Origin of the sequence: Bradyrhizobium sp. CCBAU 11357, from assembly GCF_028128865.1 — a bacterium.
Classification (GTDB): Bacteria; Pseudomonadota; Alphaproteobacteria; order Rhizobiales; family Xanthobacteraceae; genus Bradyrhizobium.
In genome coordinates, this window is record NZ_LBJW01000099.1 from 128,263 (window position 1) to 140,492 (window position 12,230).

Annotated in this window: 9 protein-coding genes and 1 pseudogene; 3 read left to right on the plus strand and 7 right to left on the minus strand. The window is 64.7% G+C overall.

The annotated features are described in order from the left end of the window. Positions 1–27 precede the first annotated feature (27 nt). Complete coding sequence (locus tag XI05_RS17645; RefSeq protein ID WP_271503920.1) at positions 28–1,995, plus strand: methyl-accepting chemotaxis protein; 1,968 nt, start codon at positions 28–30, stop codon at positions 1,993–1,995. 1 nt (position 1,996) lies between these two features. On the opposite strand, the gene XI05_RS17650 is transcribed toward XI05_RS17645, so the two are convergent. Beyond that, positions 1,997–2,683 (minus strand): TetR/AcrR family transcriptional regulator, encoded by a 687-nt coding sequence (locus XI05_RS17650; RefSeq protein ID WP_271503922.1) that lies wholly within the window; start codon positions 2,681–2,683, stop codon positions 1,997–1,999. Between the two features lie 106 nt (positions 2,684–2,789). Here XI05_RS17650 and XI05_RS17655 point away from each other — a divergent pair, with 106 nt between their 5' ends. Further along, positions 2,790–3,434 carry a glutathione binding-like protein gene (locus tag XI05_RS17655; protein ID WP_271503925.1) on the plus strand — a complete coding sequence of 215 codons (645 nt, stop codon included), beginning with the start codon at positions 2,790–2,792 and terminating at the stop codon, positions 3,432–3,434. An 82-nt stretch (positions 3,435–3,516) separates the two neighbouring features. Here XI05_RS17655 and XI05_RS17660 read toward each other — a convergent pair whose 3' ends face one another. From XI05_RS17660 to XI05_RS17685, 6 genes and pseudogenes are all read right to left on the minus strand, one after another. Further along, a complete protein-coding gene (locus XI05_RS17660; RefSeq protein WP_271503928.1) occupies positions 3,517–4,281 on the minus strand; it encodes a substrate-binding periplasmic protein in 765 nt (254 codons plus the stop codon). 17 nt (positions 4,282–4,298) lie between these two features. Continuing rightward, positions 4,299–4,577, minus strand: coding sequence for a c-type cytochrome (locus XI05_RS17665; RefSeq protein ID WP_271503931.1), 279 nt, complete (start codon positions 4,575–4,577; stop codon positions 4,299–4,301). A gap of 153 nt (positions 4,578–4,730) precedes the next feature. After that, positions 4,731–6,449, minus strand: coding sequence for a pyrroloquinoline quinone-dependent dehydrogenase (locus XI05_RS17670; RefSeq protein ID WP_212254242.1), 1,719 nt, complete (start codon positions 6,447–6,449; stop codon positions 4,731–4,733). A gap of 335 nt (positions 6,450–6,784) precedes the next feature. After that, positions 6,785–7,003, minus strand: a pseudogene (locus XI05_RS17675) (TRAP transporter large permease subunit); the annotation flags it as partial. 80 nt (positions 7,004–7,083) lie between these two features. Next, complete coding sequence (locus XI05_RS17680; protein WP_271503933.1) at positions 7,084–8,742, minus strand: hydantoinase B/oxoprolinase family protein; 1,659 nt, start codon at positions 8,740–8,742, stop codon at positions 7,084–7,086. Positions 8,743–8,744: 2 nt separating this feature from the next. Further along, the gene (locus tag XI05_RS17685) at positions 8,745–10,829 is read right to left on the minus strand and encodes a hydantoinase/oxoprolinase family protein (RefSeq protein ID WP_271503936.1); all 2,085 of its coding nucleotides are present in this window, start codon (positions 10,827–10,829) and stop codon (positions 8,745–8,747) included. A gap of 298 nt (positions 10,830–11,127) precedes the next feature. Here XI05_RS17685 and XI05_RS17690 point away from each other — a divergent pair, with 298 nt between their 5' ends. After that, positions 11,128–12,225 (plus strand): hypothetical protein, encoded by a 1,098-nt coding sequence (locus XI05_RS17690; RefSeq protein WP_271503939.1) that lies wholly within the window; start codon positions 11,128–11,130, stop codon positions 12,223–12,225. Positions 12,226–12,230 lie beyond the last annotated feature (5 nt).

Consider the following 12,230-nt stretch of genomic DNA (forward strand, 5'->3'; position numbering starts at 1 on the left):
AATCAACGCTCAAACAACGAGTCGGACATGCGGGCGAGTCTCGGTCTCAGGATGCGGATCACGGTTGCGCTGGCGGTGACGGCCGCAGCGACCACCCTGTTTGCCGTGCTCGGCGCGATGTGGATCATCGGCGGGATCATCGACCGCGCAGACCAGCGCGAGCTGCGCAGCCATTATGATGCCCTGTTGTCGCGCATCGCCGAGGAATCCCGCCGCGCCGCCGCCATGAGCATCGTAGTTGCCGCGATGCCGGCGACGCAGGATGCAATGGCGAAACAGGACCGCAACGCGCTCGTCACACTGTTCGGGCCGGTGTTCACCGCGACCAAATCGGAGTACGGCGTCGAGCAGTTCCAGTTTCATGTGGCGCCGGCGACCTCGTTCCTGCGCGTGCACCAACCCGCCAAGTTCGGCGACGACCTCTCGGGCTTTCGCAAGACGGTCGTCGCCACCAACCAGGACCGCAAGGTCGTGGTCGGTCTCGAGGGCGGCGTCGCCGGTCTCGGCATCCGCGGCGTGGTGCCGATCGCGCAAACCGGCAAGCATCTCGGCAGCGTCGAATTCGGCCTGACCTTCGGCCAGTCCTTCCTCGACGACTTCAAAGCCAACCGCCATGTCGACATCGCCTTCCATCTCGCCGACGGTTCCGGCTTCAAGCTCTTTGGCGGCACGCTGAAGGGCAAGAGCTTCTTCGATGCGACCGAATACGGCCGGGCCACCGGCGGCGACTTCACGGTGCGGCAGGGCAAGCTCGACAGCACGCCGGTCGCCGCCCTGCTGGGACCGATCAAGGACTTTTCCGGCAAGCCGCTCGGCGCCGTCGAGCTGGTGATGGACAATGCCGACTATGTCGCTTCCGCCGATCGCGCCTGGTGGCTTTCGCTCGGGATCGCCGCGCTCGGGCTGGTGGTGGCCGCGATCGTCGGCTATCTGATCGCCCGCAGCATTTCGCGTCCGATCCTGTCGATCACATCAGTGATGCGCGAGCTCGCCGATGGCCGGCTCGACGTTGAAGCTCCCGTCAGCACGGCGAATGACGAAGTCGGCGCGATGGTGAAGGCGGTCGGGGTGTTCCGCGACAATGCCGTGAGCTTCAGCAAGCTTCAGGCCGACCAATTCGAGGCCAAGGCCCAGTCCGAGGCCGAGAAGCGGCGGACTTTCGCGGCGCTCGCCGACAATTTCGAAGCGAGCATCCGCGACGTCGTCACCACGGTGTCCTCGGCCGCGGTCGAGATGGAGCATACGGCGCGATCGATGTCGGCCATCGTCGAACAGTCGCGGCAGCAGACCCGGATGGTGTCGTCGGCCTCGGCGCTGGCCTCCGAGAACGTGCAGACGGTTGCGGCAGCCGCAGAAGAGCTATCCTCGTCCATGACCGAGATCAGCCGTCGCCTCGCCCATGCGACCGAGGTGGTCGGCAAGGCCGCCAGCGACGGGCAGCGATCGAATGCGCGCGTGCAAAGCCTTGCAGATGCCGCGCAGAAGATCGGCGACGTCGTCTCCTTCATCAACGGCATCGCCGGTCAGACCAACCTGCTGGCGCTGAACGCGACGATCGAAGCGGCGCGCGCGGGCGAAGCCGGCCGCGGCTTCGCCGTAGTGGCGTCCGAGGTGAAGGCGCTGGCAACCCAGACCGCGAAGGCGACCGAGGAGATCGGCGCACAGGTCACCGCCGTGCAGGGCGAGACGTCAGGCGCGGTTGACGGCATCCAGTCGATATGCGCAACCATCCAAGAGGTCGACGAGATCTCGGCCGCGATCGCCGCCGCCGTCGGCCAGCAGGGCACGGCAACGCAGGAGATTGCGCAAAACGTCCAGCAAGCCGCGGCCCGCACCGGCGAAGTCTCGCAAAACATTGCGGGCGTCACCGACGGCATCGCAGCGACGGGTACCGCCGCCGAAGAGGTGCTGGGCTCGGCGGTCGAGCTGGCCAAGCAATCGCAGCGGCTGCGCGAAGAGGTGGATCGTTTCCTCGCGCAGATTCGCGCGGCGTAGCTCAGGCCCTGGTCCCGACTCCAACCATCACGTCGATCGCGCCCTTCACGATCGCCTCCAGCTCCTTGCGCGGCACGCGGGCGCGGGAGCGGACGGCGATGGTGTGGATGGTGGCCGATGCGATCTGCGCCAGCGCGAACGGATCGGCGCTCTCCGGCAGCTCGCCTTTCTCCTTGGCGCGGCGGAAGCAACTGGCAAACGCTTTGTCGAGCCCGGTGAGGCCGTCCAGCACCATGGCGCGGATCTCGGGATCGCCGACCGCCTCGGAGGCCGCGGTCACCACCGTGAAGCAACCGCGCGGTCCGGTGTCGCCGGACAGATAGATGTCCAGCGCGGAAGCGTAGATGCGCTCCAGCCGCTGGCGCAGCGGCATCTCCTCGCGGAAGATCGCGACCATCGCCGCGCCCGCTTCGTCGCGATAGCGCTGGTAACTCTTGATGTAGAGCTCGCGCTTGTCCCCGAAGGCGCCGTAAAGGCTCGGCCGGTTCATGCCGGTGGCCGCGCTGAGATCGTCGAGCGAGGTGGCCGCGAAACCCTGCTTGCGGAACAGATCGAGCGCCTTGCCGAGCGCGACATCGGGCTCGTAGGCGCGCGGGCGGCCGCGGCGCTTAGGCTGGCCCCGGCGCTCGGGTTGACCGCGGGATTCGGGTTGATTGGCAGCAGCTGGCGGCTTCGATTTTTGTACCATTTCGCAGGATAATCCTTGACCGCATCCATATTATGCAAGATGGTACAAAAATCAATCTGGCCAGGTTGAGCGACACCCAAAGAGGAATTGCCCAAGGAGGCTACAGATGGATCTCTATTTCTCGCCGCTTGCCTGCTCGATGGCGACACGCGTCGCACTGTATGAAGCCGGCGCCGAGGCGAATTATCTCGAAGTCGATCCGCCGACCAAGAAGGTGCTGAACGACGGCTCCGACTTCCGCACCGTGAATCCGATCGGCCTCGTGCCGACGCTGCGCACCGACGAGGGCGTGGTGCTGACCGAGAACGCCGCAATCCTGCAATATGTCGCGGACCGTTTTCCGCAATCCGGTCTCGGCGCCACAGCGGGCATCGAGCGCACAAGGCTGCATCAGTGGCTCTGCTTCATCGGCACCGAGCTGCACAAGGGTCTCTTCATTCCCCTGCTCGACCGCAAGGCGCCGCAGGACGCCAAGGCGTATGCGCTGGAGAAGAACCTGTCGCGGCTCGACTATCTCGACAAATACCTCGAGGGACGCGAGTTCCTGCTCGACCATTTCAGCGTGGCCGATGCCTATCTCGCCACGGTCATCAACTGGACCATGGCGACGCCGCCGATCGAGCTTGCGAAATGGCCGAACGTGAAGGCGTATTACGAGCGCCTGCGTCAGCGGCCGTCATTCGCGAGGGCGATCGCCGAGGAGTTCGAGCTGTACAAGGCCGAGCTCGCGCGGAAGAAGGCGGCGGCCTGAGGCCGCACGCAAACTCCGTATTCGCGCGGCAGCGATGCTATCCCGGCTCAGTCGGGACAGCGTCGCTCCGTCGTGCAGCGCGCTATCTCGGCGCCTGCAGCGTGATGCCGTAGCGGCGGTAGATCCGGTCGATCGTGCCGTCGCTGCGCAGCCGTTCCATCGCTGCGTCGACGGCCTCGCGCAAGGCATCGTCCGGGCGGACCATGCCGACGCCGACGTTCCAGTTCAGATCGGCCGTGCTCTCATCGCGATCCAGGATCCGGAGCGGATTGTCCGGATGGGTCAGATTGAAATAGCTCGCCGCAGTGGGCGTGACCGCGGCGGCATCGATCTCGCGGTTCGATACGGCCTCCAGGCTGTCGCTCTCGAAGCCGAAGGTCGATATCGGCACGCGCCGCTGACCGATGATCATGGCTGCGATCGATCCAACCTGCACGCCCACCTTGGTCGACCCGTTGAGGCTCGCGAAGGACGTGAGCGTGCTGGATGAAGGCACGGCGAGCGCGACGCCCGTGCGATAGTACGGTTTGGAGATTTTCAGGCGGGTTTCGCCTTGCGCTTCGCGATCGGCGATAACGTCCAGAAGAATGTCGCAGCCGGCGCTGCGCATCTGGTACTGCGTGATGATCCAGTCGAGCCTCAGGGAGACACCGAGCTCGCGTGCCAGCACCCGGCCGAGCTCGATCTGGAAGCCGGGCGGATCGCCGGTCTTGTGCGCGAAGGGAAGCGAATTGGGATGCGCGCAGAGCCCGATCACGCCGCTGGAGCGGATCGCCTCCAGGGGTCGCGCCGACGCCTGCCCCGACAGCACGATGGCGGCGACGATAACAGGGACAAATGCCTTCATGCCGCGCTCTCTGCGGTTCAACCCTCGCGCGGTTTCAGGGCGCGGATGTATTTGACCATCTGGTCAATCTGGGCGTCGGTGAAGGCGCCGTCGAAGGCTGGCATCGCCCCCTGCTTGCCCTGCTTGATGCGATTGCGAATGAAGTCGTCGTCCCGCGGCGAATTCATCAGTTGCGGCCCTTTGCCGGCGGCGCGGCCGCCGTCGGAGTGACAAAAGCCGCACGTCCCCGCGAACACCTGCTCGACCTCGAACGCCGCGTTCTCCGGCGCGGGCGTTGCGGATTGTGCCTGGGCCATCGCAACCCACAGCAATGAGGCGCCCAGCCCCGCCGGAATCGTTTTGCAAGGCAGTCTCAACAGCTACGCTCCATTCCTGATCCACGCACGGGCCGCGACGTCGATCGAGGAGCGGGCTTGCGCCCGCTCCATGACCGAACCTCTGCGGCTTACCTATTTCAGGCTGAAGACGACCAAGGCGCCGTCGTCACGCGGCATGCTCTTGTAGACGCCGCCGAAGTTCGGCGCATATTCGTCTGCCAGCATCCCGCCGAAGCCCGCCGTCACGGCGATATATTGCTTGCCGCCGACGGAGTAGCTGACGATGCCGCCCTGATGGCCGGTTCCGTTGTTGTGCTTCCACAGCTCGGCGCCGGTTTCGGCATCATAGGCGTGCAGCACGCCGCGGGAATCAGGCACGAAGACGAGGTTGCCCGCGGTCGACAGCACGCTTCCGAGCGGAGGCTCGGGATAGCGAACTTCCCATTTCTTCGCGCCCGTGATGGGATCGCGCGCGTCGAGGTGTCCGTAGATCTCACCACCCGGAGGCGGCACCATCTTGAAATCGGCACCGATGTTGAGCTGGGCCTGCGGCGCTGTGACCGGGGTCGTCTTCTGGATATCCAGCGTCATGCACCATTCCTGTCCGATCTTGTAATAGAGACCGGTCTTGGGGCTGTACGAGCCGGCGTTCCAGCTGATGCCGCCGCCGATGAACGGACAGAGCGGTGGTTCGGTGACCTTCCCGACCGGGAAATCGCGACGGCCGATCAGCGCGCCGGTCTTGGGATCGATGTCCTTCACGAAGTTGATGTTCTCGACCAGCCGCCAGACGTTCTTCACGGCGAGATTGCGGTCGTAGACGAAGACGAAGCCGCCCTTGTTCGGATGGACCACGTATTTCTGGCCGTCACGCTCGAGCATCACGAACTCGCCGACGGAGCTGTCGAAGTCCCAGGCATCGTGCGGCAGTTCCTGATGGTAGAATTTCAGCTTGCCGGTGTCGATGTCGAGCCCGATCACCGAGCTGGTGTAGAGATTGTCGCCGGGACGCGCGCCCTGCGTCTTGTAGTCTGCGCCCGACCAATCGTAGAGCGGCGCCGGGTTCGCAGTGCCCCACAGGATGGTGTTGGTCTCGGAATCGTAGGTGCCCGGCATCCAGCCGCCACCACCGCCGGTGCGCCAGGACTCGTTGCCCCAGGTCTTCATGGCCTCGTCGGTGCCTGCGACCGTCAGGAACTCCCACTTCTTCTTTCCCGTCGCGGCATCGAGCGCGAAGATCGGGCCGCGGCCCGGCCATTCGCCGCCTTGCGCGCCGATGATCACGCTGCCCTTCGCGTAAAGCGGCGCGCCGGTGAAGCCGACCGTGAGCTTCTGCGAGTCGAGCAGCCTGGTCTCCCAGAGAACCTTTCCGGTCTTGGCGTCCAGCCCGAAGGCACGTCCATCCATCGTGCCGACGAAGACCTTGCCTTCGCCGAGAGCGACGCCGCGGTTGTAAGGGGAGTGGGTCTGCCGGCTGATCAGCGCTTCATCCAGCTCCGGAAAGAACGACCAGATGACTTCGCCGGTCGCGCCGTTCAGCGCGAAGACGCGGCTGTAAGAGCCCGAATAGTACAGCACGCCGTCGGCTACGAGCGGCATCGACTGCAGTCCGCGCGTCGAGCGTCCGGGAATGTGCATCCACGCCACGCCCAGATTGCCGACATTGCTCGCATTGATCTGCGCAAGCGGGCTGTAGTGATGGGATTTGTACGAGCCGTGATAGGTGAGCCAATCGTTCTGTCCGGCGCTCTCGATACGGGCCGTATCCACGGACTGAGCCAATGCCGCCGTCGCTGCAAACGTCGCAACGACAACGACAGGCAAGACCGAGCTGAGCCACTGTTTCCTCATTTGCACTTCCTCCCGCTCTTGTGTTTGTTGATTGCGTCTCGTGAACGCCGCCGCGAGGGATTATTTGCAGTTCAGTGAGCGTCGATCGTCCTCCATCGGACCGAATCGTCAACAGACGTCCCCTCGCTCGGCGCATCGCGCCGAGGAGCCACGTTCACCGGAGTGGTTGCTGTTGTACTTCTGCTTGCCGTTACAGTGTACGACGGATCAAAGAACGTGCAAACACGGAATGCGCGCTGAAGGCGATTTGATGCAGGGCAACTTAAAACGGCAGCGGCGCTGACCGTTTTTGCGATTGATCGGCCAAATTTCTTGGAACTAGTCGGCTTATCCGTCTTCGGCAGGATCGTGACCGTGGCCGGCCATAGCGTGAGCAGCAGCACAAAGGCGATCATGATCACGAGGTACGGCAAGGTGACGCGCGCGATATAGCCGAGACCATCTTCGGTAAGGCACTGGATGACGAACAGGTTGAAGCCGACCGGCGGCGTGATCTGCGCCATCTCGACCGCGAGCAAGAGGACGATGCCGAACCAGACCTCGTCGAAACCTGCGGAGCAGCGTCGCCGCGCCCCCCGGTGAAGTTCCGTCGCGTGATCAGTTCGCCCCTCCCTTTACCAAGCGCGTCGATGCATCAACGCGCGTACCCATAAACCTTGACGGCGTTCTCTGACGACACGAGACCGCTCGCGATGTCGTCGTTGACGGCCGCGCGATCGCGCTCCCTGGGATCGCCGATGCCGGCGCCGCCGGGCGTCATCACGACTAGTCGATCGTCCGGCGGCACCTGCTGGAAGCCTTTGCCGCGCAGTTTCTTGCCGGACTTGAGGCCGACATAGCCGGCCTCGCCGTTTCGGCCGCCGTCGCGCCCACGCGGCGGATGATCGATGCGATCGAACGCCGCGAGGATGTCGAACGGCGCATCGACGCCGCTGCCGACTTCGATGATCTGGCCGAGGCCGCCGCGGGTGCGCCCTGCCCCGCCGGAATCCGGACGCAGCTCCTTGCGCCAGAAGATCAGCGGCGTCTGCGTCTCCGCGATCTCGACCGGCGTGCCGCGCACGCCGCTCGGGTAAGCGGTGGCCGACAATCCATCCTTGCCGAAGCGCGCGCCGGTGCCGCCATTCGAGGTGACCGCCATCGAGAACCCGTAATTGCCGCCGGCGCCGCTTCGCGTCTGGCCGCGGACGTTGAGATTCCACAGGCAGGAGGTGCCTTCCGCGGGCACGCGCTCGGGAATGATCTGGCGCAGGCAGCCGAACACGACGTCAGGCAGCATCTGGCCGATGACGTGGCGCGAAGCCACGGGCGCCGGCTTCGGCGCATTGAGGATCGCGCCCGCCGGCGCCGACACGGTCAGCGGCGAAAGCGAGCCGGCATTGTTGGGAATCTGCGAGGCGACGACGCAGCCGAGGCCAAACACGGTGTAGGCCGTGGTGTAGGACAGCGGCACGTTGATGCCGAACTTCGAGGCGGCGGATGTGCCGTCGAAATCGACGTGGATGCCGGTCTCCGAGATCGTCAGCGTCGCGGCCAGCGTCACCGGCGCATCATAGCCGTCGACCACCATGGTGTTGCGCCAGCTGCCCTTCGGCAGCTTTGCGATCTCGGCCAGCACGGCCTCGCGCGAGCGCTCGCAGATGTAATCGCCGAGCTCGTCGAGCGTGTCGATGCCGAACTCGGTCATCATCTCGACCAGCCGCTCGCAGCCGACGTCGTTGCAGCCGGCGAGCGAATAGGTGTCGCCCTCGGTATCGATCGGCAGGCGCGTGTTGGTGCGGATCATCGCCATCAGCGTCTCGTTGACGACGCCCTGATCGATCAGCTTCAGCATGGGGATGTAGAGCCCCTCCATGAAAACGTCGGTGGCGTCAGGTCCGAAGCCGATGCCGCCGATGTCCATCAGATGGCTGGTGCAGGAGAACAGCGCGACGACCTTGCCGTCCTTGAAGCAGGGCGTGGTGACGACGAAATCGTTGAGATGACCGGTCCCCATCCAGGGATCGTTGGTGATGTAGGCATCGCCCTCCTTCATCGTCTCGATCGGGAAATGAGCGATGAAGTGCTTGACCGATTCCGCCATCGAGTTGACGTGGCCGGGCGTGCCGGTCACCGCCTGCGCCAGCATCCGCCCCCTGAGGTCGAACACGCCGGCCGAGAGGTCGCCGCATTCGCGCACGATCGGGCTGAAGGCGGTGCGCAGAAGCACCTGCGCCTGCTCCTCCACCACGGCGATCAGCCGGTGCCACATGATCTGAAGGTCGATCAGGCTCGCGCCATTTGCCTTGCTCATGATCAGGCCGCCTTTCGTTCCATGACGATGCTGCCAGCACCGTCGATATGGGCGTCGAAACTGGTGGAGACGAAGGTCGAGGTCTCGTCTTCCGCGATCACGGCGGGACCCGCGATGGTCGCTCCCGGCGCCATGTCCTCCCGGCGATAGAGCGGGATCTCGATCACTTCTCCGGCCCGGCCGTCGAAGAATTTTCGACTGCCCGACGCCTTGGCCGCGGCCTTGCGCGCGACCGCCGCAACGCCAGGCGGATTGCGCGCCTCCGTCGTCGCCAGCACCGACCAGCTCAACACCTCGATCGCCGCGCCCGGGATCGGACGCTCGAACATCGCCGAATAGTCGGTTTCGAACTGCTGACGCAGGGAGGCGAGATCGGCCGAGGTGAGCCGCCGGTTCGGCAGCTCGACGGTGATCTCGTGGCCCTGGCCGACATAGCGCATGAAGGCCGCGCGGCGCTCGCGCACCGGTGCGCCGGCAGCTCCAGGCTCGACCAGCGCACGCGCTTCGGTTGCCATCTCCTGCAAGAGGTCGGAGACCGCCTCGGTGTCGAAATCATCGAGGCGGACGTGCCGGCTGCGCACCAGCTCATAGGCGATCGGCGCGGCCAGAAAGCCGACCGCAGAGCCGACGCCGGCATTCGACGGCACGATCACACGCGAGACGCCGATCTTCTCGGCGACGCGCGCCGCATGCAGCGGCGCAGCGCCGCCGAAGGCGATCAGCGTGTGCTGGCCGACCACCGCGCCGCGCTCGACGGCGTGCACGCGCGCCGCGCTCGCCATGTTCTCGCAGACCACCTCGTGCACGGCATAAGCCGCGGTTTCCGCCGACAGGCCGAGCGGCGCACCGACATCGCGCAGCAGCGCCTGTTTCGACAGCTCCGGATCGAGCTTGATCGTGCCGGCTGCAAAGGCATCAGGGTCGATCATGCCGAGCGCAACGTCGGCATCCGTCACCGCCGGACGCTGGCCGCCGCGGCCATAGCAGGCCGGGCCCGGCTCCGACGAGGCGCTCTCCGGGCCGACGGTGACGCGCTTCATCGCGTCGACATGGGCGATCGAACCGCCGCCCGCGCCGATCTCGACCATCTCGATCACGGGGATGCGCACCGGCAGGCCGGAGCCCTTGAGGAAGCGCGCGGCGCGATCGACCTCGAACACGCGTGAGGTCTCGGGCTGGTACTTCTCGATCAGGCAGATCTTCGCCGTGGTGCCGCCCATGTCGAAGGAGAGCACCCTGCTCTCCCCGAGCCGCGCCGCGATCTGCGCCGCGAAGATCGCGCCGCCAGCCGGGCCGGACTCGACGAGGCGCACCGGAAAACGCCGCGCCGTCTCGATCGAGGTGACGCCGCCACCTGACGTGACGAGATAGATCGCGCCGCGAAACTGCTCGACCTGCAGGGCGTCGGCCATGCGGGCGAGATAACCGTCGATCAATGGCTGCACATAGGCGTTCGCAACGGCCGTGGAGGTGCGCTCATATTCGCGGATCTCGGGACACACCGCCGAGGACACCGTCACCGAAATGCCGGGCATCTCTTCCGCGATGATTGCGGCCGCGCGTCGCTCGTGCTCGGGATTGGCGTAGGAGTGCAGGAAGGCGATCGCGACGCTCTCGACGCCGAGCTCACGCAATTTGGGCGCCAGCGCGCGCACGGCCGTCTCGTCGAGCGGGAGGCGGACGCCGCCATGGGCGTCGATGCGCTCGGGCACGGTGAAGCGGAGGCTGCGCGGGGCCAGCGGCTTCGGCTTGTCGATGCCGAGATCGTACTGGTCGTAGCGGCTCTCGGTGCCGATATCGAGCACGTCGCGAAAGCCTTCGGTTGCGATCAGCGCCGTCTTGGCGCCGCGCCGCTCGATGATGGCATTGGTCGCGAGCGTCGTGCCGTGGATGAAGACGTCGATATCGCTGATATGGGCGCGCGCATCGGCAAGGATGAGCCGCATGCCGTCCAGCACCGCCTGCTCGGGCCGCTGCGGCGTCGTCAGCACCTTGCGGGTTTTGCGATCTTGTCCCACGTCCAGCACGATGTCGGTGAACGTGCCACCGATATCGACGGCAAGCCGCACCTCGGCTCCCTCAAGCATTCCAATTTCTCCGTGCTGGTCGTCAAGACTGGGCCCAAAAAGCGCAGCAATTCCCGTGCCATGAGGCATGCCGGCAGCGCTGTGCCCGGCTATTTTGCGCGGCACCTATGCAATAGGCAAGGCGTGTTCGCGCCTGAGCGATCAGAGCAGGAATGCAAGCGCCGCTTCGCAGCGCTCCTCGACCTGACGCGCGAGGAGATCGCCGGCGCGGCGCGACCAAGCAGCGGATGCGTTCTCTTTACCAAAGATTGCATCCGTGATTATTTTCCCGCAGCAGCCATTCCCAGGAGTGACTTGCATGGCCGACGATACTCCGCTCGAGGAGCGCAAATTCCTTTTCGAACAGCAGCGATGGCGCGACGAGCTCCCGCTCAAGCGGTTGGAACTCGAACAGAAGCTTCGCGAGAACGGCTGGCTTGCCCGGGCATTCTCGCCGCTGACGACGGCCCTGATGGCGGGGGTTCTGACCATCTTCGGATCCGTGGTCGCGACCACGATGCAGAGCCGCAATTCACTCGAGTTGGAAACCAGGAAATTCGAAAGCACCAAGCAGTTGGAAAGCCAGAAGCAGGAGCACGAATTGATCCTGAAGATGGCCAGCGTCGGTGACGTCGAGCAATCCCGGAAGAACATTCGATACCTTGCTGAAACCGGACTCATTACGGACAAGGCGCTGGTCACGAGAATCCTTGCAAGAACGGATGCGCCCGTTCTCCCAGCGCCGGCCGGGGCAGCCAACTTCCCTGTTCCCGACTCGCTATCCCGGAGGCTTTCGCCGAGAGCGCTTGAAATGATAGCGAGCTTTGAGGTTCTCGGCCGCGAGAACTACGAAAAGACTTATGCGCATCCAACATGGACAGGCATGGGCGGCGTCACCATCGGGATCGGTTATGATCTGGGTTCGGTGTCTCCAAGCCAGATGAATCAGGACTGGGACGGCCTGATTGCCTCGGCCGACCTGAATCGGCTGACAACAGCTGTCTCGATCAGAGGGCAAGCCGCGCGCGATCTCGCAAACAGCTTGCAGGACATCGTGATCGATTGGGATGACGCGGTCGTTGTATTCGGCAAGCAGATCGAACGCTGGTCGAGCCTGGTTGACGGGCGTCTGCCAAATGCCCGCGAGCTTCCTCCCGATTGCTACGGAGCGATCCTGTCGATCGCATACAACAGGGGCCTGTCCTTCGACTCGCAAGGCGATCGCTACATCGAAATGCGAGCCATCAAGGAGCTGATCGAGAAACGGGAGTTTGACAAGATTGCCGATCAGATTTGGGCGATGAAGAGACTGTGGCCGACCGTCTCCGGACTACAGCAGCGCCGCGACAAGGAGGCAAAACTTTTCGAAGATGGGCTCACGCGTGCCGGCAACAAGGCCGCAACTGCTCCAAACTAGACCTG

Excerpts from the sequence above, each read along its gene's own strand:
- XI05_RS17645 (WP_271503920.1), top strand. The coding sequence starts at position 28 with ATGCGGGCGAGTCTCGGTCTCAGGATGCGGATCACGGTTGCGCTGGCG.
- XI05_RS17650 (WP_271503922.1), bottom strand. The coding sequence starts at position 2,683 with ATGGTACAAAAATCGAAGCCGCCAGCTGCTGCCAATCAACCCGAATCC.
- XI05_RS17655 (WP_271503925.1), top strand. The coding sequence starts at position 2,790 with ATGGATCTCTATTTCTCGCCGCTTGCCTGCTCGATGGCGACACGCGTC.
- XI05_RS17660 (WP_271503928.1), bottom strand. The coding sequence starts at position 4,281 with ATGAAGGCATTTGTCCCTGTTATCGTCGCCGCCATCGTGCTGTCGGGG.
- XI05_RS17665 (WP_271503931.1), bottom strand. The coding sequence starts at position 4,577 with ATGGCCCAGGCACAATCCGCAACGCCCGCGCCGGAGAACGCGGCGTTC.
- XI05_RS17670 (WP_212254242.1), bottom strand. The coding sequence starts at position 6,449 with ATGAGGAAACAGTGGCTCAGCTCGGTCTTGCCTGTCGTTGTCGTTGCG.
- XI05_RS17680 (WP_271503933.1), bottom strand. The coding sequence starts at position 8,742 with ATGAGCAAGGCAAATGGCGCGAGCCTGATCGACCTTCAGATCATGTGG.
- XI05_RS17685 (WP_271503936.1), bottom strand. The coding sequence starts at position 10,829 with ATGCTTGAGGGAGCCGAGGTGCGGCTTGCCGTCGATATCGGTGGCACG.
- XI05_RS17690 (WP_271503939.1), top strand. The coding sequence starts at position 11,128 with ATGGCCGACGATACTCCGCTCGAGGAGCGCAAATTCCTTTTCGAACAG.